This is a genomic window from Pseudorhodoferax sp. (assembly GCF_047601025.1).
Classification (GTDB): Bacteria; Pseudomonadota; Gammaproteobacteria; order Burkholderiales; family Burkholderiaceae_C; genus Pseudorhodoferax.
The window spans coordinates 5315702-5341524 of sequence record NZ_JASGJZ010000001.1 but is presented as its reverse complement, the minus strand read 5'-3'; the positions used below and the strand labels follow the sequence as shown (position 1 = coordinate 5341524).

Sequence of the window (25823 nt, the reverse complement as noted above, 5' to 3'; positions counted from 1 at the left end):
CGAGCCAGACCATTGCGGGTTCATTCCGGCCTGCTCGATCAGGCGCCTGGCCTGGTCGAACGCCGCGTTGCCGTCGGTTCCTTGCGATCCACGCGGATGACGGTGGCGCCCAGGTCGGCCAGGAACATGGCGGCCAGCGGGCCTGGGCCGATGCCGGCGATCTCCACCACCTTGACGCCGGCCAGCGGGCCCTGGCGAGCGGGCGCAGGCCCGTGTGCGGATGCGGATGCGGGTTCGTGCGCGGCGGCCATGCTCAGATCACTCCCTGCTCGCGCAGTTGCGCCAGCTCGGCCTCGGACAGCTTGAGCAGGCCGCGGTAGACCTCCTCGTTGGCCGCGCCCAGCGCCTGGGCCGGCTGGTCGAAGTGCACGGGCGATTCGGAGAACTGGATCGGCAGCCCCATGCCCATGGCCACGGTGCCGCTGGCCGCCAACCCCGGGTGCTCCAGCGGCACCACGGCGCCGCGCTGGTGCAGGTACGCATCGGCCAGCACCTGCTCGGGCGTGCGCACTTGGGCGCAGGGCACGCCGCGCAGCTCCTGCAGCTCATGGATGACTTCGGCGCTCGTATGCCGGTGCATCCAGGCCTGGATGGCGGCATTGATCTCCACCGAGTTCTTGGTGCGCGGCCCCAGCGCGGCAAAGCGCGGGTCCTGCGCCAGATCGGGCTGGCCCATGGCCTGCGTGAGGTTCTTGAACCAGTCGGGCTGGAAGGCCACCAGGGCCACGTAGCCGTCGCGCGTCTTGTAGACGCCGAACGGCGTGAGCCGCTCCAGGAAGTTGCCCGAGCGCCGCGGGTAGCCCTCCTTCAGGTAGACGTCGAAATGCTCCTCGGCCACCAGCGAGGCCAGGCAGTCGAGCATGGAGACCTGCACGCGCTGGCCCACCCCGGTGCGCCCGCGGTGGATCAGCGCCGACAGGATGCCGTTGACCGCGAACAGCGGCGCGATCAGGTCCGCCAGCGGCAGCCCCAGCCGCGTGGGCGGGCCGTCGGCGAAGCCGGTCACGTCCATGATGCCCGACAGCGCCTGCACGATGATGTCCATGCCCTTGAGCTTGGGATAGGGGCTGGGCTCGCCGAAGGCCTTGACCGAGGCGTAGATGATCTTCGGGTTGGCCTGGCGCACGCTCTCGTAGTCCACCCCGAGCCGGGCCATCGCGCCCTCGCTGGCGTTCTCGATCAGCACGTCGCATCCGCAGGCCAGCTGCATGAACAGCGCCTTGCCCCGCGGCGACTTCAGGTCCAGCGTGATGCTCTTCTTGTTGCGCGCGCGGTTGAGGATGGACAGCGAGACGTCCTCGGGCTGGCGGATGCCGAAGTGAATGCCCCCGTCGTCCACGTAGGGCGGGTTGTTGCGGGCGATGTCCCCGCCGCTGGGCGACTCCACGCGGATCACCTCCGCGCCCAGCCCGCCCAGCAGTAGCGAGCCGTACGGGCCCGCCAGCGCCACCGTCAAGTCGAGAACGCGTATGCCCTCCAGGGGCTTGCTTGCTGACATGCTTGTCTCCCGAAACCGTGTTGTGCGATCAGCCTGCCAATACCGTATTGATGGCTGCTGACACTTTATTCATGGGCACTGCAGACCCGTCAGATGCCCGGCTCCCCTGCCCCGGCGGGGAAGCTGGGCATTCCGTTGTCAGTACGACTTGGGCAGGCCGAGCTTGCGCTCGGCGATGTTGGACAGGATGAGCTGCGGCGTGACAGGGGCGATGTAGCCGATCCAGGCCTCGCGCATGAAGCGCTCCACGTGGTACTCCTTGGCGTAGCCGAAGCCGCCGTGCGTCAGGATCGCGGTCTGGCAGGCCTGCATGCAGGCCTCGGACGCGAGCAGCTTGGCCGCGTTGGCCTCTGATCCACACGACAGGCCCTGGTCGTACAGGCTGGCCGCGGCCAGCATCATGTGGTTGGCCGCTTCGAGTTCGGCCCAGTTGCGCGCCAGCGGGTGCTGCACGCCCTGGTTCTGGCCGATGGGGCGGCCGAACACGATGCGCTCCTTGGCGTACTGGGTCGCCAGCTTGAGCACGGCGCGGCCCATGCCCACCTGCTCGGCGGCCACGAAGACGCGTTCCGCGTTCATGCCGTGGAAGATGTACTTGAGGCCCTTGCCTTCCTCGCCGATCAGTTCGTCCTTGGAGACCGGCAGGTTGTCGATGAACAGCTCGTTGGTGTCCACGGCAGCGCGGCCGAGCTTGTCGATCTCGCGGATGTCCACGTACTTGCGGTCGAGCTTGGTGTAGAACAGGCTCAGCCCGTCGCCATGCTTCTTGACCTGCTCGATCGGCGTGGTGCGTGCCAGGATCAGCATGTGGTCGGCCACCTGCGCGGTCGAGATGAAGACCTTCTTGCCCGAGATCAGGTAGTTGCCGTCGGGCTGCTTCTTGGCCACCACTTTCAGCTTGGTGGTGTCCAGGCCCGTATCCGGCTCGGTGACCGCGAAGCAGGCCTTGTGATCGCCGCGCGCGAAGGGCGGCAGCCAGCGCTCTTTCTGCTCGTCGGTGCCGAAGTGCACGACCGGCTGCAGGCCGAAGATGTTCATGTGGATGGTGGAGGCGGCTGCCTGGCCACCGCACTCGGCCACCGTGCGCAGGAACAGCGCCGCCTCGGTCACGCCCAGGTTGGAGCCGCCAGCCTCCTCGGGCATGCAGATGCCCAGCCAGCCGCCGCTGGCCACCGCCTGGAAGAACTCGTGCGGGAACTCGTGGTTCTTGTCCTTGTTGCGCCAGTATTCAAGGGGGAAATCGGCGCAGATCTTTTGCGCGGCGTCCACGATGGCTTGCTGGTCGGGGCTGAGTTGGTAGTCCATTTCGTAGTCTCCTGGAAGGTGAATCAGGCTTGGTTCGTGGGGCGAACCAGCATCAGGCCGGTGCGCACGGCGGTGCAGACGATCTCGTCGCGCTGGTTCTTGGCCACGTGCTTGAAGGTGACGATGCCCGAGTCCTTGCGGCTCTTGGAGATGCGGGTCTCCAGGATCTCGGTTTCCACGCGGATGGTGTCGCCGTGGAAGGTGGGCTTGGGGAAGGCGATCTCGCCGAAGCCCAGGTTGCCCAGCGTGGTACCCAGCGTGGTCTCGTACACCGTGATGCCGGCCACCAGCGCCAGCAGGAACATGCTGTTGACCAGGCGCTGGCCGTAGAAGGTCTTGGCGCTGTACTCGGCGTCGATGTGCAGCGGCGCGCAGTTGTAGGTCATGGCCGAGAACAGCACGTTGTCGGTCTCGGTGACGGTGCGGCGGATGGCGTGCTCGATCACCATGCCGGGCTTGAATTCTTCGAAGTAAAGGCCTGCCATTTAGGATATCTCCTTGGGTGTTGGTCTGTGTGTCAGGGTGCTGATCAGTTCTTGAACGATTCGGCGAGCTCGGTCATTCCTCGGTAGAAGGCGACTTCCTCGTCGGTGGGGCGGTAGGTCCGGCCGATGATTTCGATATGGGAGGGATGCAGCGCCGGCTCGCCACGCATGGCCAGTTGGCGGTCCGCGATCGAGGCTGCCTTGAGGACTTCGAGGTGATGCGCCATCTGCCCCATACTGCCAATGGACGGTTGGCCGGCAGCGCCTGCGGTCATCACGATGTTCTCGCCATCAAGGAATGGTTTCGCATTGGATGGGCCGCATGTGAAATGGGGGTGGTTGAATTGCTTTCCATCCACTTGCAAGCATCGTCCGAACGCAGAGCGGAAATGCGGGCGTGGTCTGCGCCGTGGCACAGGCGCTCAATCTCCGCCGAGCCATAGGGTCCCACTGGTGTTCGGAAGGAAGGCGATGGACTGATTCCTGGATATGCTCCATGCTTGTCTCCGGGTGGATGGCCTCGTGTATATCGACCATGCGAATCGTTGGCGTCTATTACATGCGCAACCCTGGCGGGGAAAAAGATGGCGTTGCTTATGCGGAAAATAAGCTGTGGTTATGCCGTCCGACCGACAGGCCAGAAAAGGTTCTTCGTCATTTCCTGTGGAACCAGATTCCATGCGCGTTCGAGCACGTGGTGGCGTCGCCAGGCATGGCCGGCTCGAAGGAAGTAGGTGCGCGGGCTCGCCCATGCGCAGATGCTGACCATGGAAGGTCGCCGCGTTCCTGCGCTCTGCGGGCAGCGCCGTGCCTGGCGTGCGGCAGCCAGCCGTTCATGGCCCTGCGAGGGCGTTGCAGCGGTGCTCGAATCCGTCGCTGCCGAGCTGCCGAGCTGCCGAGCTGCCGCATGGGCCCTGGTGCAGCCCCGTTTTCGGCCGGGGTCAAGGCCGGCGCCTCTGCTTCACGGCCTGCGCCGTCGTCGGCAACGCGGCGGGCACCGGCACCGACTTCACAGCCTTCCATGCCCTAGGCGTTCGGCAGGTGGAAGCGGCCGGTGGGGCCGGCCGGGTTGAGGCCCTGGCGGCGGATGCCGCTGCGGAGCGCTGGCGGCGTGAACACCGACGGGCAGCGCGAGGTGTCGGGTCTGAAGGTCGGCGCCTCGGAAGCCGAGCCGTTCTGGACCGAGCGCCTAGCGCAGCCTGAACCGGCGCGGCCTGCGCGGGGTCAAGCTGCTCATCAGCGACAGCCACGAAGGCATCAAGGCGGCCGCCTCCAAGGTCCTGAAGGCCACCTGGCAGCGCTGCCGCGTGCACTTCATGCGCAACGCCCTGGCGCACGCCGGCAAGACCCAGCGGCGCATGGTCTCGGCGGCCATCGGCACGGTGTTCGTGCAGGAGTCTGCCGAGGCGGCCCGGGCGCAGTGGAGATCGGTGGCCGGTCAACTACGGGACAAGTTCCCCAAGCTCAGTGCCGTGATGGACGAGGCCGAGAACGACGTGCTGGCCTTCATGACCTTCCCGCGGGCGCACTGGACGCAGATCTACAGCACCAATCCGCTGGAGCGGCTCAATGCCGAGATCAAGCGGCGCACCAACGTCGTGGGCATCTTTCCCAACGACGCGTCCATCGTGCGCCTGGTCGGCGCCATGATGCTCGAGCAGAACGACGAGTGGTCGCTCAACCGGCGCTACATGCAACTTGAAGGCCTGCAGGCCCTGAGCGACACTGCCCCCACTCGGCTGTCCGCTGTGGCTCGCTGAGTACCGTGCATCTCAGCCTTGTCCGGGCTGTGGACCTACACCACGGGATGGGACGCGACCGCATCGGGCGCTAGCAGCACTGCACACCGCCCTGATGAGCCAGCGAATGAACTGGGTGCTCGACGCCGACATCCGTAGCCTCTTCGACTCGGTTGACCACGAGTGGCTGATGCGGATGGTGGTACACAGGATTGCCGATCCGCGCATTCTGAGACTGATCAGGATGTGGCTGGAGGCTGGCGTCTTCGAGAGCAATGAGTTGCATGAAACGCAAAGGGGAACACCTCAAGGCGAGGGCATCAGCCCGTTGCTGGCCAACATCTTCCTGCACTACGTGCTCGACCTCTGGGTCCATCAATGGCGGCGGCGTCACGCGCGCGGCCGTGTGAGCATCGTGCGCTACGCCGACGATTTCGTGACGGGATTTGAGAGCAAGGCCGATGCGGAGAAGATGGTGGTCGAACTGAAGGTCAGGCTGAACCAGTTTGGCCTGACGTTGCATGAGGAGAAGACTCGGCTGATTGCCTTCGGGCGCCTGACGGCGCTTGCCTGTGCTAGAGCCGGTTTGCCAAGACCCCGTACGTTCGCCTTCCTGGGTTTCACACACTACTGTGGATGGACAAGGGACGGGCGATTCATCGTGAAGCACAAGACGCAGAGCAAGCGCATGACTCGCAAGTTGAACGAGCTTCGCCGTGACGCGTGGCGCCGCATGCATGCCCCCCTGACGTACCAGCATCGCTGGTACGTCAGCGTGCTGCGCGGCCACTGCGCGTACTACGGCATGCCACACAACTGGCGATCTCTAGCCGGGTTCCGGCAGGCGCTGCGACGGATCTGGTTCACCTGTTTGCGACGACGCAGCCAGCGATCTCGCAGCGCAGGATGGGACTGGTTTGACGCAGTGACAGCGCGCTACCCTCTGCCATCGGTGCGGATCACTCGTTCTTGGGCACAGCAACGTATATGACGCGTCAGACCTTCGGGAAGAGCCGAGTGCGGGAAAGCCGCATGCTCGGATCTGTGAGGGCGAAGCCGAATGGCCTAGCTACTCGACCGTGATCGGTCGGCCCGGCTACCGGCTCGTCTTGAACCCCTGCGTCGCAGCCCAGGCGGCCACGTCGTCGCGGCGGATGGCGGCGGCCATGAGTTGGGGGAAGGCGTCGGGGGTGCAGGCGAACGAGGGCACGCCCAGGGCGGCCAGCTTGGCGGCCAGCTCGGCGTCGTAGGCGGGGGCGCCTTCGTCGCTCAGGGCCAGCAGGGTGATGAACTGCACGCCGGACTCGACCAGCTCGTTGGCGCGGCGCAGCAGGCCTGATTCGACGCCGCCTTCGTACAGGTCGGAGATCAGCACCAGGATGCTGTTGCGCGGCTCGCTGATCAGGCCCTGGCAGTAGCCGACGGCGCCGTTGATGTCGGTGCCGCCGCCCAGTTGCACGCCGAACAGCACGTCCACCGGGTCGTCGAGCTGGTCGGTCAGGTCGACCACCGCGGTGTCGAACACCACCAGCTTGGTGGAGACGGCCGGCAGGCTGGCCATCACCGCGCCGAAGATGCTGGCGTACACGACCGAGTTGGCCATGGAGCCGCTCTGGTCGATGCACAGGATCACCTCGCGCTGCGGGCGGCGCGCCTTGCGGCCGTAGCCGATCAGCGTCTCGGGCACGATGGTCTTGTACTCGGGCTGCCAGTGGCGCAGGTTGGCGCGGATGGTGCGGTTCCAGTCGATCTCGGCGTGGCGTGGGCGGCGGTTGCGCTGGCTGCGGTCCAGCGCGCCGGCCACGGCGCTGCGCATGGGTTCTTCCAGCCGTTTCATCAGCTCGTCGACCACCTTGCGCACCACCAGGCGCGCGGTGGCCTTGGTGTTCTGCGGGATCACCGAGCCCAGCGAGATCAGGTCGGCCACCAGGTGCACGTCGGGCTGCACGTTGTCCAGCATCTCGGGCTGCAGCAGCAGCTCGCGCAGGTTCAGGCGCTCCATGGCGTCGCGCTGCATCACCTGCACCACCTGGCTGGGAAAGTACTTGCGGATGTCGCCCAGCCAGCGCGATACGGTGGGTGACGAGTTGCCGCGCCCGCCGGTGCGGGATTTGCGCGCGCCGAGCTGGCTGTCTTCCTCGTACAGCGCGGCCAGTGCCTGGTCCATCTCCTGCAGGCGGCCGGCCACGCCGCCGCAGCTGATGTCGGCCGGGCTGCCCAGCACCATGCGCCAGCGTTGCAGGCGCGTGGTGGGTGGCAGCTCCTGGGCCGGGTCCTGGTCGGGTGAGGCGGTCGAGGTCGCGTCGCTCATGGGTTATCCATGGTGGATGCTTCTGAAGAAAAGGCCAAGCCCAGCAACTGGCCGAGCACCGGCAGGGCGAGTGCGGCGCGCGGTTCGTCCCAGGGCGGGGTTTCGTCGCCGGCCGGCGCGGGCGCCATGGCCACGGCGGTGGCGGCGCCCGGGCTGGGCGAGCGCTTGACCTTCTCACCCAGGCGCTGGCGGTCGTGCTTGCTGAAGTCGGAAAAGCTGCGCCGCACCAGCGGCAGGATCTGCGCGAACTGCGCCTCGCCCAGCTGCGTGAGCCAGGTGTCCACCGCGCCCGAGATGGCGTCGTCGTGCAGCAGCACCAGCGCCTGGCGGTTCAGGAAGCCGTCCAGCCAGGCGGCCACGTCCATGGGCGCCACGCCCAGCGACAGGTTGCGGTTGAACTGGGCCACGGCCTCGCCGCTGCCCAGCAGGTGCTCGTCCAGCAGCAGGCGGCAGGCCATGCCGCGCAGCCGGGCCGCCGCTGCGTCGCCCACGGCCAGGCTGCGCAGCGCGGCGCGCCAGGCCTGGCCGGCGTCCTGTGCGGGCTCGTCGTCGTCACCGTTGCCGCTGTCGTCACGGCTGTTGCCATCGCCGTCGCCGCGCAGGCGCAGCGCCTCGTGCGCGGCCAGCACCTTGGCCTGCATGGCGGCGGCGGCGTCCTCGTCCATGGCCATGCAGGCCACGGGCAGGGCGATGGCGGCACGCAGCGCCAGCGAGTCGATCACCGTGGCCAGCAAGGCGGTGTCGGTCTGGCGCACGCTGCCGTAGCGGTAGACGCTGGCCAGCGGCGGCAGGGCCTGCAGCAGCTGGGCCACGTCGCCGGTGGTGGCGGCGCGCTCGGCCAGCGTGGCGATCAGGGCTTCGACCAGCGCGGGCAGGTCGGCCAGCAGCGCATCGTCGATGGCCTGGGCGATCTGGGGCAGCGGCGTCTCGGGCGTCAGGCTGGCGCGCAGCCGGGCCGTGGCGGCCTGGGCCACGGTGGCGCCGTGCACGCTGGCCTCGATGATGCGCACGGCCAGCTCGGGCGCCCATTGCAGTTGCCAGCTCTCGCGGAAGGTGCCGCGGCTGCGCTGGGCATCGCGCGCCTGCGTGCCCCAGGCGATGCCCAGCAGCCGCAGCCGGTGCAGGAAGTGGCTGCGCGCCAGGTCGGTGTCCTTGCGCAGGTCCAGCGCCAGCAGCTTGGCGGCCGGCTCGGGCTTGAGGCGCAGGGTTTTCTGCTGCTGCTCGATGTCGCGTTGCAGCGGCACCTGGGGCACGTCGGCGGGCACGGCGCCCAGCACGTCGCCCACGGTCAGCTCGTGCTCGATCAGGCGCAGCGGCGCGCTCTCGCCCATGCAGATCACCGTGCCGATGGCCTCGTTGATCTCCTGCAGCCCTGGCGTGGGCTGGCCGCGCAGGGCGGCCAGGCTCTCGGCCAGGCGCGTGGCCTCGATGACGTGGGCGCTGGAGCAGTCCAGGTCCTTGCTGCGCAGCAGGCGCGCCACGCGCGTCAGCCAGCCGGCGGTGCGCAGGGTGGCGGCGCTCGCCGTGCTTGTGCCGGCTTCTCCGTCTGGCGCCGGCAGGTGGGGCCGGTGGCATTGCCACAGGTGCTCGTACCAGCCGGGTGAGGTGACGCCCGCGCCGTAGCCGCTGCTGCTGGCCAGGTTGCGGTAGGTCCACGGCGCCCAGGTGGCCTGCACCTTGGCCTTGGGCAGGCCCTTGAGCAAGGCGGCGTCGGCCTTGGCCGTGACGCTGGCCTTGAGCGCCGGCACGTGCCAGGCGCCGCAGACCACGGCAATGCGCTGGTGGCCGGCCTTCAGTGCTTCGCGGATGCACTGGCGCATCCAGGCCTCGCGCAGCGCCTCGCGGCGGGCATAGGCCTCGCCGCGCCAATGCCCGTTGTCCTGCGCGCTGTCCTGGTCGATTTCGGCGCGCACGGCCGTCATGGCCTCGGTGATGCCTTCGAACAGGGCCTCGCTGTCGCCGCGCTCTTCCACCATGCGGTTCCACCAGCTTTCGCCGTCCTGGAAGCCGGCGGCATGGGCCAGCCAGTCCAGCGGGTCGCGCAGCGTGTCATCGGGGGTGAGGTCGGCCTCGTCGTGGTGATCCTCGCCTTCCTGCGCGTTCTTTTTTTCCTGTGCCCTTGCTTGTTCCAGCTGTTCGCGCCGCTGCATTTCCAGCGCCATCGCGTGGGTCTGCGGCAGGTCGATGAAGCGCGTGGCCACGCCCTGGCGGCTGGCCCATTGCAGCGCCTGCCATTCGGGCGAGAACTCGGCAAACGGGTAGAAGGCCGCGTGGCTGGGCTCGTCCTGCCGGTAGACCAGCATGGCCACCGGCGGGCGCAGCTCGGGGCTTTGCAGCATGGGCAGCAGCGCCTCGCCCTCGGCCGGGCCTTCGACCAGCAGGCAGTCGGGCTGCCATTGCGCCAGCGCCGCCAGCAGGCTGCGCGCGCAGCCCGGGCCGTGGTGGCGGATGCCGAAGAAACGCAGTGCGTCGTCGCTCATCGGCTTACAGCTGCTCGCGGCAGGCCCGGTACAGGTCTCTCCAGTCGCTGCGTTCCTTGACCACGGTCTCCAGGTATTCCTTCCACACCACGGTGTCCTGCACCGGGTCCTTGATGACCGCGCCCAGCAGGCCCGAGGCCACGTCGGCCGCGCGCAGCACGCCGTCGCCAAAGTGGCCGGCCAGCGCCATGCCGCTGTTGATGACCGAGATCGCCTCGGCGGTGGACAGCGTGGAACTGGGCGACTTGACGCGCACGGTCTTGCCGTCCTCGGTCTGGCCGCTGCGCAGCTCGCGGAAGATCTGCACCACGCGGCGCACCTCCTGTAGCGCGGGCGGCTCGGCCGGCAGCTGCAGCGCGCGGCCCTGCTCGGTCACGCGCTTGGTGACGATCTGCACCTCCTCGTCCTGCGAGGCCGGCACCGGCAGCACCACGGTGTTGAAACGGCGCTTGAGCGCGCTCGACAGCTCGTTGACGCCCTTGTCGCGGTTGTTGGCCGTGGCGATGACCGAGAAGCCCGAGACCGCCTGGAACTCGGTGCCCAGCTCGGGCACGGGCAAGGTCTTTTCGGACAGCACGGTGATCAAGGTGTCCTGCACGTCGGCCGGGATGCGCGTCAGCTCCTCGATGCGCGCGATCTTGCCCAGCCGCATCGCGTTGACCAGCGGGCTGGGGATCAGCGCCTTGTCGGACGGGCCGTGGGCCAGCAGCTGCGCATAGTTCCAGCCGTAGCGCAGTTGCTCCTCGCTGGTGCCGGCCGTGCCCTGGATCAGCATCGTCGAGTCACCGCTGACCGCGGCCGACAGGTGCTCGGACACCCAGGACTTGGCCGTGCCCGGCACGCCGTAGAGCAGCAGCGCGCGGTCGGTGGCCAGGGTGGAGACGGCGATCTCCATCAGGCGCGGGTTGCCGATGTACTTGGCGCTGACCTCGAAGCCGTTGGAGAGCTTGCCGCCCATCAGGTACTGCAGCACGGCCCAGGGCGAGAGCTTCCAGTTGGGCGGGCGCGGACGGTCGTCCACCTTCTGCAGGGCGTCGAGTTCTTCGGCGAATTGCTGTTCGGCGTGTTGGCGCAGGACTTGGCTCATGGTGTGTCGGGCTCGGATTCAGGAAGTCAGGGGTTCAGTGTCTGGTGCAGGGCAAGGCGCAACTCGACGCTGCGCTCCAGCCGGACGCGCAGGCGCTCGTCGTCCCAGGGCCGGTGCCGGGCGCGCACCAGCTTGTCGTGCTGTTCGGGCGTGAGCGTGGCGGGCGTGTCGGCTTCGGGCGCCACGGGCCTGGCCTGGCGCCACAGCTGCGCAAAGCGCGGCAGCGTGCCGGTGTCGAGCCGGCGCGCACAGGCCAGCAGGGCCTGGTCGGCCTGGTAGCCGTACCAGTTGCCGGTGGCCTGGCCGCTGCCCGCCGTGGCCCGGCCGATTTCATCGACCAGGCGAGCGGACAGCGCGGGCGAGAGCCGTGCCGCGGCCGGCAGGCCGTTGTCGATGCCCAGGATGGTGTCGACCAGGCGGCCCTTGTCGCGCTCGACCTGGGCCAGCCACACGGCCTCGCGCTGCGCGGGGGTGAGCTGGGCCAGCAGCGTGGCCGACGCGGCCTCGGCCTGCGCATTGCGCTGCATGCCCAGCAGCAGCTGCAGCCAGCCCTCGCCCTCGTCGCGCTGGAAGCGGCTCTGGTAGCCCAGCGCCGCCAGCCAACCCTGGCGCAGCGAGGTTTTCCAGTCGCTGCGGCCGCTCCATGCCCACAGCTCGGCCGGCGTCTTGCCCAGGGTCCGGGTCCAGAAGCCGAGGGGTGCCAACTCGGCGAACTGCTGCAGCCACCAGGCCTTGACGCCGGCCGTGACGCCCCTGAACCATGAAGGCGGCTGCAGCGTGATGCCGTCGCGCTCCCAGTCCTGCAAGCCTTCTTCGGGCGGCTCGATCGTCCAGTCGTCCTGGGCGTTCTTGGTCAGCACGGATTTCAGCCAGTTGCCGATGCCCGTCTTCTCGTGGCGGGTGAGCATGGGCAGCAGCCAGCCGGTGATGCGCTGGCAATGGGCGCTGCCGGGCAGGCAGGACAGCAGGCGCGCGGCGGCGTCGCGCACGTCCTTGCTGCGGTCGGACAGCAGCTTGTCCAGCAGCGGTTCGTCGTCCATCGACAGGCCTTGCGCCAGCGCCTGCACCATCGGCAAACGCTCCTTGGCGCCCAGCTCCTTCAGGCTGGCCTCCAGGCGTGCTCGGGCCTTGGCCGGGTCGGCCTCGCGCTCGCCGTGCAGCAGGGCCACGCGCTGGTCCAGCGAGCCTTCCTGCCACACCTGGTCGGGGTCGGCGGTTTCCTGCACGCCGTGGGCATAGCCCCATGGCGGGTTGAGCGCGGCCAGCCAGCGCCCGCGCTCGCCCAGCACCGGCGTCAGCCAGGGGCGCAGCGCGACGGACTGGCGCCCCTGCTCCAGCGCCTCGACCAGCATGCCGTGGGGCAGGCGCAGCCCGGCCCGGTCCAGTGCCGCGCACATCGGGGCCAGCAGGTCCTGCGGGCCGTCCTGCAGCACCTCGCGCATCAGGGCCAGCAGGCGTGCGTCCTCGGGCTCGGGGCGCGTCTCGGCCGGGGCGGGCGGTGCCGCCTGCGCGGCCGGGACGGGCTGCGGCGCCCAGCCCGCGCGCTCCAGTACGGCGGCGACGGCGCTGGCGCGCAGCAACTGCTCGGCGGGCGAACTGGCGGGTGCCGTGAGCGCGGCCCGCAACGCCCGCTCGCTGGCCGGCGCTGAACCATCCACGCCCTGCATGAAGACCTGCGGCACGGGCAGGCGATCCGCGCCCACCATGGCCGATTGCTGCAACGCAGCCCAGATTCGTCCACTGTTCATCGGTGCACCTTCGGGCCTGCGGCCCGGTCCCTCCGGGAGGGAATCAGCCCCTTCGGGCGGCCGGGCGGTGCTCATGCGACCTCGCTGCGGTGATGCCAGATGCATTGCCGCGTGCCGGCGGCATCGCCTGCATCGGCCTGCCAGGCGCTGAGCAGGCGCCAGCTGCCGCCGTGCCCCCGGCCGATGTCCCATTCGCCAAACAGCAGCATGGGCGCGCCGCCGGTCAGCGCCAGCAGGTGCCAGGCCTCGTCGTCGTCGATGACGGCGGGCACCGCGCCTGGCGGGTCGGCCCAGATCGCCCACCATTGCCCGTCGGCAAACCGCAGCCCGGCTTGTGCGCCCCACAGCGGCTGCACGGCCTGCAGCGGGTTGGCGGCGATGCGCCGGCCCAGCTGCTGCAGGGGCTGCTCAATGGCCAGCGGCACGGCGCCGGCCGGCAGCAGGCCCTCGGCATTGCCCTGGGCCGCGATGGCCCGCAGCGGCGCCTGGCCCGGGTAGAAATGCAGCGCGCAGCCATAGGCCCGGCCCGCCAGCCACACCGTGTCGAAACCGCGCCCGCCCTGCGAATAGTCGAGCACCAGCGCCGTGCGGCCCGATTGCACGCCCTGCAGCCAGACGCGGCGCTCCAGCAGGCGGCCTTCGCGTTCCATCGTGCGCAACCCGGCCACCAGCCACACGTCCATCAGCGGCTCGCCCTGCGCCTGCACCTCGGCCTTGTCCAGCGGCCAGCCCAGGGCCGCCATCAGGTCGGCCTTGACCGGCGCGGGCAGCGCATCGCGGCGCTGCACGGCATCCACCACCAACTGCCAATGGCCCAGCTGTGCCAGCAGGTCCCGCGGCCAGCCGGGATGGCCATCCACCAGCGCCCAGGCGTCCTTGATGCGGGCCGACATGCCGCCGGCCTGGGCATCCACCATGCGCGCGGCCATGTTGTGCCACTGGGCGCGGGCCTGGGCATCACCGGCCAGGTTGGCCAGGCCGCCGCGCACCATGTCCTGCAGCCACAGCGACAGCTCCTGCATGCCGGCGGCGGCCTTGTCCCAGCGCTTGTCCTCGCGCCGGGCCTGCTGCCGGGCGATCGTTTCAGGGTCGGGCGGGGGCGCGGCGGCGATGGCCGCGGCCTTGGCCTCTTTCTGCTCGGCCTTCTGCTGGCGGCCTTGCAGCCATTGGCTCACCCAGGCGGGCGGCTCGCCTGCCTCGGGCACCTGCCCGTTGGCGCGCAGCAGCATCAGCGCCAGCCCGTGCTTGCAGGGAAACTTGCGGCTGGGGCACGAGCACTTGAAAGCCGGCCCGCCCAGCTCGACCTGGGTTTGGTAGGGCTTGCTGCCGCTGCCCTGGCACTCGCCCCAGACCGCCACCCCGTTGCTGCCCACGGTGGGCCATTTGGCGATCGATTGCAGCCCCTTGGCCGCCTTGGCGGATGCCGCGTCCGGCGCCAGCGCCAGCACCTCGGCTTCAGTTGCGAACACGCTCGACACCGACGCTCCCTCGTTGATTCTTCTTCTGCGCCGGCCCGTCGGATGCCCCGCCTGCAGCGCGGCGTGGAGACTACCAGCTTGGCGCGGCCCGCCGTGCCGGCAGCCCTGAAAAATTCGACGAGGAACGGATTGATTCATCGCCTTCCGCGCCGAAGCCCCCCGGGGGGGGGCACTGCCCGCCGTGCGCTCGGCGGTCGCCCTAGTAGCCGAAGGCGATCAGCCGCTCGCGCAGGGCCTGCAGCGACTTGCGCACCCGCGCGATCTCCGCCGGGGTGCAGGCGGCCAGCACCTCGTCCGTCAGGGCTTCGACCGCCTTCGCGGCCCGGGTGTACACGGCGCGGCCGGGCGGCGCGATGCGCACCAGCACCGAGCGGCCGTCGTGCTCCGCGGCGGTGCGCTCGACCCAGTGGCGCTCCTGCATGCCGTGCAGGATGCGGGTGAGCCGCGTGCGCTCGTAGGCGGTCCACTGCGCCAGCGCCTGCATCGTCTGCGGCCCCTGGTGCACCAGCGTGCCCAGCGTGCGCCATTCGGTGTTGAGCAGCCCCAGCGGGCGCAGCACCTCGTTGATGGCCCGGTCGCGCCGGTACACCACCTGGGTGCACAGAAAGAAGATGTGGTCCTCGAGCTCCATCGCATGGGCGCCCTCCCTGCCGGCGCCGTGCGGCCACTGTAGCGCTCCCGCCAGATGCGTGCAATTTCACGCATGGGCACATTCCTTGCACGGCCGATGCCGACGACGTGACCAGCCCAGGGTTCGCGTTCCGCGGCGGTGCATGCGTACCCGCCGTGGGGCGGCGAGATTGCCCCGCAGCGGCGGCGCCATTCCTCTGTTGCTTTCCACTTTCCTGGAGAACCCTGGCATGAACGACACCGCTGCCTTCCTCGCCGCGCTGGGCGACGTCCCCGCCATTTCCGACCCCGACATCGTGCGCCGCAGGAGCCGCGACATGACGGCCAACTTCAGCCCCGTGATGAAGGACGACGCGCTGGCCCACGTGGCCGACGTGATCGTGCGGCCGCGCGACAAGGCCGACGTGCTGCGCATCGCCTCGGCCGCGGCGCGCAGCCGCATGCCGCTGGTGATGCGCGGCGGCGGCACCTGCAACTTCGGCCAGGGCATCCCGCTCGCGGGCGGCGCGATGGTGGACATGACGGGCCTCGCGCGCGTGCTGTGGCAGCGCCCCGGCAGCGTGCGTGCCGAGGCCGGCGCGCGCCTGGCGGCCATCGACGAGGCCACGCGGCCGCAGGGCTGGGAGCTGCGCATCCATTCGTCGACCAAGAAGGTCGCCACCATCGGCGGCTTCGTCGGCGGCGGCCACGCGGGCGTGGGCAGCTGCGCCTGGGGCATCCTGCGCGACCGCGGCAACATCCTCGGCCTGGAGGTGGTGAGCGTGGAAGAAGAGCCGCGCGTGGTGCAGCTGCGCGGCGACGACGTGAACCGTGTGCACCACGCCTATGGCAGCAACGGCATCATCACCGAGCTGGAGATGCCGCTGGCGCCGGCCTGGCCCTGGCGCGAGGCGGTGGTCGTGTTCCCCGAGTTCATGACCGCGGTGCGCTTCTCGCACGCGCTGGCCACCAGCGACGGCATCCCGAAGAAGCTCGTCAGCGTGATGGGCGGCCCCATCTACCGCATGATGCGCGTGCTGCGCCCCTACGGCCGCGACGACTGCGACGGCCTGGTGCTGGCGATGGTGGCCGCGCCCTTCATGGAAGCGTTCCAGGCGCTGGTCAGGGAGTTCGGCGGCTGCATCACCAGCGACGCGCCCGAGGCCGAGGGCCCCTACCGCATCCCGATCTACGAGATGAGCTGGGGCCACACCCGCATGCATGTCAACCGCGAGCATCCGGAGGTGATCAGCAACGTGGGCCTGTACCTGGACCCGGACCTGGTGGGCGCCATCGGCCGCAGCCACCAGCGCTTCTCGCACATGCTGGGCATGCACTTCGAGGCCAAGCGCTTCGACGGCAAGCTCAGCTTCCAGGGCTCGCCCTTCTTCCGCTACGAGAGCGAGGCGCAGCTGGCCGAGGTGATGCGCGGCATGGCCGAGGACGGCGCGATGGTCGCCAACAACCACACCTTCCTGGTCAAGGAGGGCGGCATGAAGTCGCTGGACGACGCCGATGCCGCCTTCAAGCAGGCCATGGATCCGCACGGCCTGATGAACCCCGGCAAGCTGCGCTTCGATGCCGCCGCCGCCAAGGAAAGCACCGGCGGCGCGCTGCCCAGCGGTGGCTGGCGCTTCCGCGGCAAGGACGCGCGCGAGCGCGACGAGGCCGCCGTCGCCTGACCGTCCCTGCGCACTGCTTCCCATGAAAGGAACCGCCATGAACACCGCTTCCGGCAAGCCATCGCTCACGCGCCGCAAGGTGATCGCCGCCTTCGGCGGCGTGGCCGCCGCGTCCCACATGCCTGCCTTCCTGCCGCGCGCCACGGCGCAGGGGCTGACCCGGGTCAGCGTGCAGTCCGGCTGGCTCGCGCAGGCCGAGCACGGGGGCTTCTACCACGCGCAGGCCACCGGCATCTACCGCGAGCATGGCCTGGACGTCGAGATCCGGCCCGGCGGCCCGCAGGTCAACGTGGTGCAGCTGTTCGCGGCCGGCACCTGCGACTTCGCCGACGTGGACGGCTTCCGCGCCTTCGGCTTCGCGCAGGACAAGATCCCCGCCGTCGCCGTGGCCGCCTTCTTCCAGAAGGACCCGCGCGTGCTGATGTCGCATCCCGGCATGGGCAACGACACGCTGGCCGCGCTGAAGGGCAAGCCGCTGATGGTCGCCACCACCGGGCGCCAGACCTACTGGCTGTGGCTCAAGGCCAAGTTCGGCATGACCGACGACCAGCTGCGCCCCTACGCCTTCAGCCTCGCGCCCTGGCTGGTGGACAAGCAGACCACCGTGCAGGGCTACGTGACCAGCGAGCCCTTCGCCGCGCGCAAGGCGGGCGTGGAGCCGGTGGTCCACCTGCTGGCCGACCAGGGCTTCGACAACTACGTCGGTGTCACCATCGCGCCGCCCAGGACGATCAAGGAGCGGCCCGAACTGGTGCAAGCCTTCGTGGACGCCACCGCCAAGGGCTGGGCCGGCTACCTCAACGGCGACCCCTCGGCCGCCAACGCCATGATCCAGAAGCACAACCCGCAGATGGGCAGCGACACCATCGCCTACGGCATCGCGGCGATGAAGAAGTACGGCATCGTCGAGACGCCCGAGACCAAGGCCAAGGGCATCGGCACCATGAGCGAGGAGCGCTGGAAGAGCTTCTACGATGCGATGGTCGCCGTCGGCGCGCAGAAGCCCGGGCTGGACCTGCGCCAGCTCTACACGATGCAGTTCGTCGCCAACCGCAGGACCCCATGACGCCAGACCGCATGACACCGTCCTTCTTCACCCCGCCCGGCGCGGCGGGCGGGCGCTACGTGCTGCGCCGCGTGCGCGCGCCGCGCTGCCTGATCGACGACCCCGTCGCCGCCAGCCTGCGGCCGGCCGGCGACGGCGACCTGGTGGCGCTGGACCTGGCCATCGCGGACGGGCGCATCGCGCAGATCGCGCCGGCCGGCGCCACCGACGCCGCGCGCGGCCCGGACCTGGACGACTCGCTCGTGCTCCCCGGCTTCGTGGACCTGCACACGCACCTGGACAAGGGCCACATCTGGCCGCGCCAGGCCAACCCCACCGGCGACGGCGCGGGCGCCGCGCGGGCCACCATGCAGGACCGCACCGCCAACTGGAACGCCGAGGACCTGCGCCGGCGCATGGACTTCGCACTGCGCACCGCCTATGCCAAGGGCGTGGTGGCGATCCGCACGCACCTCGATTCGCAGTCGCCGCAGGCCGAGATCTCGTACCCCGTCTTCCGCGCCATGCGCGAGGCCTGGGCCGGGCGCATCGCGCTGCAGGTGTCGTCGATCACGCAGGTGGACGTGTTCCTGCGCGAGGAGGGCGTGCGCCTGGCCGACATCGTTGCCGAGAGCGGCGGCAACCTCGGCTGCGTCACCAAGTCGCAGGCCCACCCGCAGGAGCCCGTGCCGCCCGAGATCGACGAGGCCATGGTGCGCCTGTTCCGGCTCGCGGCCGAGCGCGGGCTCGACGTGGACCTGCACGTGGACGAATCCACCGACCCGCGCGCGCGTTCGCTGATCCGCGTGGCGCAGGCGGCGATCAAACAGGGCTTCCAGGGCCGCATCCTCTGCGGCCACTGCACCGCGCTGGCGCTGCAGACCGACGAGGTCATCGCCCAGACCCTGGCCGCCTGCCGCGAGGCCGGCATCGCCATCGTCAGCCTGCCGACGGTGAACATGTACCTGCAGGACCGCAGCCTGGACGCCACCCGCACCCCGCGCTGGCGCGGCGTGACGGTGCTGCACGAGATGAAGGCCGCGGGCCTGGAGGTGGCCGTGGCCGGCGACAACTGCCGCGACCCCTTCTACGCCTACGGCGACCACGACATGCTCGACACCTACACCCAGGCGGTGAAGATCCTGCACCTGGACCACCCGTTCGGCGACTGGATCCGCGCCGCCAGCGCCACGCCGGCGGCCATCATGGGACTGGAGGGGCGCGGCGTGCTCAAGGCCGGCATGCCGGCCGACCTGATGGTGCTGCGTGCGCGCAGCTATTCCGAGATGCTGGCGCGCCACCAGTGGGACCGCACCGTGCTGCGCACGGGCCGGGCCATCGACACCACGCCGCCGGACTATCGCGAACTGGACGACCTGGTGCGCGTGGACTGAGCGTGCCGCCTCGCTCCGGCAGCGACCGCGCCCCCTGTTGCCGGAGGGGGGGGCTCGAAGGCCTTTCGTCACGAACACGCCAGCCCGAGCGCCATCCGGCAGAAGCGCAGGACCTCGGCGGTCAACCGTTGGCGGGTCGTCTTCGACGGCGCGACGATCTCCTCGTCGACGGCGCCATGGAAGCCTCCGAACAGCATCGCAGCCATCAGGCGGGGATAGGGCGCCGTCCATGCGCCGTTTTGCGCCCCGTCCGCGATCAACGTCGCCAGGTGCCGGGTGATCGGGTTGTCGTGCTGCATGCGGCGGCTCGACGGGCGGAACTCGTGGAACACCAGATCGTGCAGCGCGAACTGGTCCAGGTAGCCGTCGACGGCCGCCTCCATCCAGGCTTCGAGCCGGCCGCTCCAGTCGTCCGGCGCGCAGGCGGCCACCGCACTTTCCAGGCGTTCATGGAACTTCACGACGAAGCGTTCCCGCAGCGCCCGCAGCACATCGTCCTTGGTCTTGAAATGGAAGTAGAACGTGCCCTTGGCGACGCCGGCCTGGGCGACGATCTCGTCGACGCTGGTGGCGTCGAAGCCCTTGTCGAGGAACAACGCCTGCGCGGCATCCATCAGTTCCTCGCGGCGGACGACGGCCGGCTTGGTGCGCGGGCGCGTGGTGGCTGGGGCAGCGGCTGTGGCGGGGGGCATCGTGGGCTGGCTGGCGGAGTGCTGGCTGACCGGTGGAGCCCGATCAGGGCGGGGATGGGTGGGGCCGATTTTCGCCGAGGATGCGCCGCAGCCGTTCGGCGGCCGCGTCGCGGCGCCAGGTGGAGGCGGGCGCGGCGACCCGCTCCAGCCAGTCCAGCGCGTCGTCGATGCCGCCGAAGGCCTGCGCCGGCACGCCGAACAGCTTCTCGGCGTTCATGCGGCGCACCGGCGCGAGCTGCTCGGGCGGCACAACGGTCGCCATGGCGGTCACTTGCGCCTGCAGGCGCCCGGCGTTGGCCTGCAGCCAGGCCTTGGCGCCGCGGGCGGCACCGTCCGGGTGGGCGAGGGCCGCGGCGTCGGCGAACACGCGCAGGGTCGCGAAGCGCTCGCCGCGGTCGAGCCAGTGGTTCCATTCGGCCAGGAAGGCGTCGTGCTCGGCCAGCGTGCTCGGGCCGCGCGCGACGCTGAGGACCAGCGGCCAGTGGGAGAGGTCATGGCGGATCATTGGAAGACTCCTGTGGAAGAAACCAGAGCGGCATAGAGGCCGCCGCGCGCCAGCAGCTCGTCGTGGCGGCCCTGTTCGGCGATGCGCCCGCCATCGAGCACGGCGATGCGGTCGGCGGCGCGGATGGTGGACAGGCGGTGCGCGATGACGAGCACCGCGCGCTCGCGCCGGATCGCGTCCATCGCCGCCTGCAGCGCACGTTCGCTCTCGGCGTCCAGGCTGGCGGAGGCCTCGTCGAGCACCAGGATCGGCGCGTCGACCAGCAGCGCCCGCGCGATCGCGATGCGCTGGCGCTGGCCGCCGGAGAGGCGGGCGCCGCGCTCGCCGCAGACCGTGGCGTAGCCCTGGGGCAGGGCGGCGATGAAGTCGTGGGCCTGTGCCAGCCGCGCGGCGCGCTCCACCGCCTCCGTCGGCGCGTCCGGCCGGCCCAGGCGGATGTTGTCGGCCACCGTCTCGTCGAACAGGTGCACGTCCTGCGGCACGTAGGCCACCAGTTGGCGCAGCGCGGCCAGCGGCAGCTCGCGCAGGTCGCGGCCGCCGATGCGGATATGGCCCGCCCCGACATCCCAGAAGCGCAGCAGCAGGTTCGCGCAGGTGCTCTTGCCGGCGCCCGAGCGGCCGACCAGCGCCACGGTCTCGCCGGGCCGGATCGTCAGATCGATGCCGCTCAGCACCGCGCCCCGGCCGCCTTCGCCGTAAGCGAAGCCGACCTGCTCGAAGCGCACGGTGGTGTCCTGCGCCCGCGCGGCGCGTCCCTGGTCGGCGACGGCCGGGCGCTGGTGGAAGATCGCCAGCACGCGCGCCGCGCCGGCACGCAGCTCGCCCAGCTTGCGTGCGGTCTGCGTCACCTCCGCGATGGGCAGCAGCGCGCCGCCGGCCAGCACGATCACCAGCGGGAGAAGGGCCAGTTCGAGGCGGCCGCCGGCGGCGAGGGCGCCGCCCACCAGCGCGGCCGCCAGCACGGCGAGCGCGGTGAGGACGTCGATGGCGGCATGCTCGAGCCCGGCCCGCAGGCCATAGCGCCGCTGGGCGGCGGCGAGCGCCCGCGTGCCCGCCATGAGCCGGGCCAGGGCATCGCGGGCGCGGCCGAAGATGGCGAGTTCCCGCTGGCCCTGGATCATCTCCACGGTTTCGGCGTTGAGCCGGCCCAGTCGCTCCATCACCGCGCGGCCCTGCTCGCCGGCGCGCCGGGCGAGCCAGTACGGCACCGAGGCGACCAGCAGCAGGAAGGGCAGCAGCGCCAGCGCCGCCAGCGGGTGGATCGCCAGCAGGGCCAGGAGGGCGCCCAGCGGCACCAGGGTGGCGGCGACGTAGTCGGCCAGCGTGTGCGCGTAGAAGAACTCCATCAGCTCGGCATCGCCGGTGGCGACCGAGGCGAGCTCGCCGGTGCGCTGGCCCAGCACGTAGCCGGGCGCGGCGCGCTCCAGCCCGTCGTAGATGCCGACCTGCAAGGTCTCGATCAGGGCGAAGGCGAAGTCGTGCGAGACGAAGGCCTGCCACCAGCGCGCTGCCGCCGTGACGGCCACCGCGAGGCCGAGGCCCCAGAAGCCGGGCAGCAGGCTGGCCGGCGCGGCGCCCGTCACCGCCTGGCCGACCAGCCAGGCACCCAGGCCCATGCTGGCCAGCGTGCCCGCCTGCGCGGCGATGCCGGAGAGGATCGTGAGCACGAGCAGGCCGCGCTGGCCGCGCACCAGGCGGATCAGCCCGAGCAGGCCGCTCCGGGAGCCGTCGGCGGCGCTCTCCGTCCGTGGCGCGGTGGCCAGGGTGGTGTCGGTCATGCGGCTTCTCCCGGCACGCGCATCAGGCGGGCATAGAGGCCTTCGGCGCCCGCCAGGCTGCCGTGGTCCCCTTGCTCGACGATGCGGCCCGCATCGAGCACGAGGATGCGGTCGGCGCGGCGGATGGTAGACAGGCGGTGGGCGATCACCAGCGTCGTGCGCCGGCCGGCGAGGGCGGCCAGCGCCTGCTGGATCGCCTGCTCGCTGGCGGCGTCGACGCTGGAGGTGGCCTCGTCGAGCAGCAGGATCGGCGCGTCCTTCAGCAGCGCCCGCGCGATCGCCAGGCGCTGGCGCTGGCCGCCCGAGAGCCGGGCGCCGCGCTCGCCGACCGGCGTGGCGTAGCCCTGCGGCAGGCCCTGGATGAAATCGTCGATATGCGCGGCCCCCGCGGCGGCGCGGATCTCGTCCAGCGTCGCGCCCGGCTTCGCGATGCGCAGGTTGTCCTCGATGCTGCCGTGGAACAGGAAGGTGTCCTGCGACACCACGCTGACGAGCGAGCGCAGCGCGTCCAGGTCCAGCGTGCGGATGTCGGTGCCGCCGATGCGTATGCAGCCGCCCGCAGGGTCGAAGAAGCGCAGCAACAGCGCGATCACCGTGGATTTCCCGGCGCCCGACGGGCCCACCAGCGCGACGAACTCCTTCTCGCGCACGGCGAAGGAGACGGAGGAAAGCGCCGGCGCTTCCCCCTTGCCGTAGGCGAAGTCCACGTTCTCGAAGGCGATGTCGCTGCGCGCGGGCAGCGCCGCCGGCCGGCCGGGCCCGCGCACGTCGGGTGTGGCCTCCAGCAGGGCCGCGATCGGCGCCACCGCCCCGCTGGCCGACCAGGCGGTGTGGAACTCCCGCTCCAGCCGATCGAGCGGCCGGAAGGCTTCTCGGGCGAGGAACAGCGTCAGGAAGAGCGCGAAGGGCGCCAGCTCGCCAGCCGCGGTGCGCCAGGCGTTGAACGCGAGCACGAGCGCGATACCACCCAGCGAAATGAAGCCGGTCAGGCCGGTGCGCGCCAGCGACACCGTGAGCGTGGCCATCGACGCGCGGCGCAGGTCGGCGGCGCGCCGGGCCAGGACGGACCGGCGCCGCGCCGAGGCATCGAAGGCCTTCAGCGTGACGATGCCCTGCAGGCTGTCGAGCAGGTAGGCGCCGAACGCGCCCATCGCAGCGAAGACGCCGGACGACGTGGGCATGCGCCAGCGCAGCCACAAATGGTCGGCGACCGGGAACGCGGCGACGAACGCCGCCAGCAGCAGGGCGGACTTCCAGTCCACCCAGGCCAGGCACAGCAGCACGCCCGCGCAGCCGAAGACCGCGACGAAGACGGCCGGCAGGTAGCGGCTGTAGTAGCTCTCCAGCGCCTCCACGCCCGCGACGATCGTCGCCTGCAGGTCGCCGGTCCGCCGGTGCGACGACAGGCCGGGGCCGAGCTCGACCAGGCACGACAGCAGCCGCTGGCGCAGATCTTCCTTCGTGCGCTGGGCGACACCCTGGGCCACGACCTCGGCCAGCCACACGAGCACGCCGCGCACGGCGACCACAGCGGCAAAGGCCGCCAGCCAGCCGGTCGCCCGGCGCAGCGGCGAGCCCGCCAGCAAGGCCGCCAGGGCCAGCGACACGAACACGCCCTGCAGCACATGGCAGGCCGTGGCGAGCAGCCCGACGGTGGTGGCGAGCACGACCCGCCAGCGTGCGACGCCAGCCAGTTGCAGCAGGGGACGGTTCATCGGTACGTGCTCCCGGAGTGAAGTGTTCATTATCGACTGACCGTCGGTCATATTCAAGCGGCGACTGAATTTGGCCGGCTCGAGCGGTACTGGCGCTGGTGTTCGCGGCGCCATGGCAGAGGCAGGCGTGGTCGACGGCCCGTCATCGCCCGTGTTCGCAGAAGGGCTGGGTTCGCGCCCGCGCCCCAGGGCCGCTGAATGCGGCTTCGAGTGCGGCGGTGCCTGGTATCCGGCCTTGTCGGGCGCCGCAGCGCGGACAACTTGCCGGTGCTCGGCGGCAACAGCCGCACCTGGATCGTGGTGCCGCCGGGCGTGCGCGACGCTGGCATGCCGCCGCGCCAGCGCGCTGGAAAATCCTTCGACCGGTGAGGGGGAGGGCGAGTCGATGGGCCCGTCGCCCGCAGGCCAGCGGCGCGGCCCAGGGCCTTGCGCGGCGCTGGCCGCGCACGTTCCATGACGCATGGCCCGAGGGCCTCCCTACCAGGCGCAGCGCACCGCGACCGGCCCTGTTCGGAAGAAGCAGTAATAATAATTCTTATTATTCTTTTTTCATGCTACTTTTTTCTGGCGATCGGGCGGCAATGCAGAACACCATGGACGCGATCTACCGCGAACACCACGCCTGGTTGCTGCAGTTGCTGCGGCGCAAGCTGGGATGCTGCGATCGTGCTGCCGATCTTGCGCACGACACGTTCGAACGCCTGCTGCGCCAGCAGGGCCAGGTGCTGCCGGCATTGCGCGAGCCCCGGGCCTACCTGCGATCGGTCGCGCAGCATTTGGCCGTCAGCCACTATCGCCGGCAGGCCGTGGAACAGGCCTACCTGCAGGCCGTAGCCGCACTGCCCGAGGATTGCGTGCCGTCGCCGGAGACCCAGTTGGCCATCGTCGAGGCGGTGCAGGCCGTCAGCCGGATCCTCGACGGCCTCAACGACCGCACACGACGAATCTTCCTGCTGTCGCGCCTGGACGGGCTGAGCCACGCGGAGATCGCCCAGGCGCTGGGCATCTCGCCCAAGGCCGTGCAGAAGGCCGTCTCCCGGGCGCTGCAGCATTGCTACGTGGCGGTCTATGAGCACGCCTGAACCGGAGGGCCATCCATTCGCCTTGCACGCGGCCTCGGCGGCACGGCAGCAGGAGGGCGAGGCCCTGCCGCCGGCCGTCGTGGGCCAGGCCGCAGACTGGATGGCCCGCCTGCAGTCTGAGGCCGCGACTGCCGCCGACGCCCGGGACTGCCAGGCCTGGCGTGCCGCCGACCCCCGCCACGAACTGGCCTGGCAGCGCCTGGCGGCGCTCGACCACGACCTGCAGCGCAGCCTGCCGCACGACGGGTGGAGTCCGGTGTCGGCCGCCGTGGCGCGGGAGACCCTGCGCGAACTCGTCCGGCGGCAAGCCCGCCGCAAGTTCAATGGATGGACGCTGGGCCTGACCGGCGCGGCCGTGTCCGCCTGGATGCTGCGCGGACATACGCCCTGGCCGCGTTTGGCCGCCGATCTGCAGACCGCGACCGGCGAGACGCGGGCCGTGGTGCTGGACGACGGCACCCGGCTGCACTTGTCCAGCGCGGCCGCGGTGGATCTGCGCTTCACGCCGCGTGAGCGCCGGATCCTGCTGCATGCCGGAGAAATCCTCGTCGACTCCGGGCACGACCCGGCGGGGCGGCCGCTGCAAGTCGTCACGACCGAAGGCACGGCCACTCCATTGGGTACCCAGTTCACGGTCAGTCGCCATGGCGCCGCCGTCACGCAGGTGTCGGTGCTGGCCGGGCATGTGCGGCTGCAGCCGCGGGAAGCCGGGTTGCCGTTGATGCTGCAACCCGGACAGCAGGCCGGTTTCGACCGGTACCGTGTCGTGCAGCCGCCGGCGCCGGTTCTCCCCGGTACGGGTGCCTGGGCCGAGGGCATGCTGGTGGCCGAGCGCCAGCGCCTGGATGCCTTCCTGGCGGAACTGGCGCATTGGCGCCGGGGCGTCCTGCGCTGCGATCCTGCGGTCGGCCCCTTGCGTGTCACCGGCAGCTTTCCGCTCGCCGACACCGATCGCGTGCTGTCCATGCTGGCGCACATCCTGCCAGTGCGCGTCGTGTACCGCTCGCGCTGGTGGGTGACGGTGGCGCCGGCCTGATCCGCGTACCCGGCCAGAGAAAAAACAAAAAAGAGGGGGGGGAGATCAGCGCGTCCTGCGCGTCATACACGGTAGCAGGACACAGCCCACTCGCGTCGTCATGGCGCTGCGCAGCGTTGCAGCGGTCAGCCACTGTCCTTCCATGTCTGTATTT

The 25823-nt window shown here is 70.4% G+C and carries 20 protein-coding genes and 2 pseudogenes; 7 read left to right on the top strand and 15 right to left on the bottom strand.

Going from position 1 to position 25823, the window contains the following annotated elements:
* Positions 1–68 precede the first annotated feature (68 nt).
* The 5 genes and pseudogenes from QM782_RS24595 to QM782_RS24575 all read right to left on the bottom strand — a co-directional run.
* A pseudogene (locus QM782_RS24595) lies at positions 69–251 on the bottom strand (CoA transferase); the annotation flags it as partial.
* A 2-nt stretch (positions 252–253) separates the two neighbouring features.
* Positions 254–1498 (bottom strand): CaiB/BaiF CoA transferase family protein, encoded by a 1245-nt coding sequence (locus tag QM782_RS24590; RefSeq protein ID WP_415205487.1) that lies wholly within the window; start codon positions 1496–1498, stop codon positions 254–256.
* A 138-nt stretch (positions 1499–1636) separates the two neighbouring features.
* Positions 1637–2803: an acyl-CoA dehydrogenase family protein gene (locus QM782_RS24585; RefSeq protein ID WP_415205486.1), complete on the bottom strand. Its 1167-nt coding sequence runs from the start codon at positions 2801–2803 to the stop codon at positions 1637–1639.
* 23 nt (positions 2804–2826) lie between these two features.
* Entirely contained in the window at positions 2827–3288 is a 462-nt protein-coding gene (locus QM782_RS24580) for a MaoC family dehydratase (RefSeq protein WP_415205485.1), read from the bottom strand.
* 44 nt (positions 3289–3332) lie between these two features.
* Positions 3333–3566, bottom strand: coding sequence for a hypothetical protein (locus QM782_RS24575; RefSeq protein WP_415205484.1), 234 nt, complete (start codon positions 3564–3566; stop codon positions 3333–3335).
* Positions 3567–4390: 824 nt separating this feature from the next.
* Between QM782_RS24575 and QM782_RS24570 the strand changes: the two are divergent.
* A pseudogene (locus QM782_RS24570) lies at positions 4391–5048 on the top strand (IS256 family transposase); the annotation flags it as partial.
* Entirely contained in the window at positions 5014–6018 is a 1005-nt protein-coding gene (locus QM782_RS24565; RefSeq protein WP_415205715.1) for a reverse transcriptase domain-containing protein, read from the top strand. The pseudogene QM782_RS24570 and the gene QM782_RS24565, both read left to right, overlap by 35 nt.
* A gap of 105 nt (positions 6019–6123) precedes the next feature.
* Here the strand turns inward: QM782_RS24565 and QM782_RS24560 are convergent, their stop codons facing one another.
* The 6 genes from QM782_RS24560 to QM782_RS24535 all read right to left on the bottom strand — a co-directional run bounded on the left by QM782_RS24560 (position 6124) and on the right by QM782_RS24535 (position 14762).
* The gene (locus tag QM782_RS24560) at positions 6124–7338 is read right to left on the bottom strand and encodes a vWA domain-containing protein (RefSeq protein ID WP_415205483.1); all 1215 of its coding nucleotides are present in this window, start codon (positions 7336–7338) and stop codon (positions 6124–6126) included.
* The gene (locus QM782_RS24555; protein ID WP_415205482.1) at positions 7335–9818 is read right to left on the bottom strand and encodes a DUF5682 family protein; all 2484 of its coding nucleotides are present in this window, start codon (positions 9816–9818) and stop codon (positions 7335–7337) included. The genes QM782_RS24560 and QM782_RS24555 overlap by 4 nt, the downstream gene beginning before the upstream one ends.
* 4 nt (positions 9819–9822) lie before the next feature.
* Entirely contained in the window at positions 9823–10905 is a 1083-nt protein-coding gene (locus QM782_RS24550) for an ATP-binding protein (RefSeq protein ID WP_415205481.1), read from the bottom strand.
* A 26-nt stretch (positions 10906–10931) separates the two neighbouring features.
* The gene (locus QM782_RS24545) at positions 10932–12653 is read right to left on the bottom strand and encodes a DUF5691 domain-containing protein (protein WP_415205480.1); all 1722 of its coding nucleotides are present in this window, start codon (positions 12651–12653) and stop codon (positions 10932–10934) included.
* Between the two features lie 71 nt (positions 12654–12724).
* Positions 12725–14131, bottom strand: a complete 1407-nt coding sequence (locus QM782_RS24540) for an SWIM zinc finger family protein (RefSeq protein ID WP_415205479.1) — start codon at positions 14129–14131, stop codon at positions 12725–12727.
* A 199-nt stretch (positions 14132–14330) separates the two neighbouring features.
* Positions 14331–14762, bottom strand: a complete 432-nt coding sequence (locus QM782_RS24535; protein WP_415205478.1) for a MarR family winged helix-turn-helix transcriptional regulator — start codon at positions 14760–14762, stop codon at positions 14331–14333.
* A 229-nt stretch (positions 14763–14991) separates the two neighbouring features.
* On the opposite strand from QM782_RS24535, the gene QM782_RS24530 reads away from it, so the two are divergent.
* Genes QM782_RS24530 through QM782_RS24520 form a run of 3 tightly spaced genes read left to right on the top strand, consistent with a single transcriptional unit; the run spans position 14992 to position 18861 of the window.
* A complete protein-coding gene (locus QM782_RS24530) occupies positions 14992–16422 on the top strand; it encodes an FAD-binding oxidoreductase (RefSeq protein ID WP_415205477.1) in 1431 nt (476 codons plus the stop codon).
* Positions 16423–16459: 37 nt separating this feature from the next.
* Positions 16460–17488, top strand: coding sequence for an ABC transporter substrate-binding protein (locus tag QM782_RS24525; RefSeq protein WP_415205476.1), 1029 nt, complete (start codon positions 16460–16462; stop codon positions 17486–17488).
* 11 nt (positions 17489–17499) lie between these two features.
* Positions 17500–18861 (top strand): cytosine deaminase, encoded by a 1362-nt coding sequence (locus QM782_RS24520; protein WP_415205475.1) that lies wholly within the window; start codon positions 17500–17502, stop codon positions 18859–18861.
* A gap of 68 nt (positions 18862–18929) precedes the next feature.
* Here QM782_RS24520 and QM782_RS24515 read toward each other — a convergent pair whose 3' ends face one another.
* Genes QM782_RS24515 through QM782_RS24500 form a run of 4 tightly spaced genes read right to left on the bottom strand, consistent with a single transcriptional unit; the run spans position 18930 to position 23551 of the window.
* Positions 18930–19553, bottom strand: coding sequence for a TetR/AcrR family transcriptional regulator (locus tag QM782_RS24515; RefSeq protein WP_415205474.1), 624 nt, complete (start codon positions 19551–19553; stop codon positions 18930–18932).
* Between the two features lie 43 nt (positions 19554–19596).
* Positions 19597–20058 (bottom strand): hypothetical protein, encoded by a 462-nt coding sequence (locus QM782_RS24510; protein WP_415205473.1) that lies wholly within the window; start codon positions 20056–20058, stop codon positions 19597–19599.
* Complete coding sequence (locus QM782_RS24505) at positions 20055–21836, bottom strand: ABC transporter ATP-binding protein (protein ID WP_415205472.1); 1782 nt, start codon at positions 21834–21836, stop codon at positions 20055–20057. Before QM782_RS24505 ends, QM782_RS24510 begins: the two co-directional genes overlap by 4 nt.
* Positions 21833–23551: an ABC transporter ATP-binding protein gene (locus QM782_RS24500; protein WP_415205471.1), complete on the bottom strand. Its 1719-nt coding sequence runs from the start codon at positions 23549–23551 to the stop codon at positions 21833–21835. The genes QM782_RS24505 and QM782_RS24500 overlap by 4 nt, the downstream gene beginning before the upstream one ends.
* Before the next feature lie 593 nt (positions 23552–24144).
* Here QM782_RS24500 and QM782_RS24495 point away from each other — a divergent pair.
* Positions 24145–24633, top strand: a complete 489-nt coding sequence (locus QM782_RS24495) for a sigma-70 family RNA polymerase sigma factor (RefSeq protein WP_415205470.1) — start codon at positions 24145–24147, stop codon at positions 24631–24633.
* Positions 24620–25669: a FecR family protein gene (locus QM782_RS24490; RefSeq protein WP_415205469.1), complete on the top strand. Its 1050-nt coding sequence runs from the start codon at positions 24620–24622 to the stop codon at positions 25667–25669. Before QM782_RS24495 ends, QM782_RS24490 begins: the two co-directional genes overlap by 14 nt.
* Positions 25670–25823: the final 154 nt, after the last annotated feature.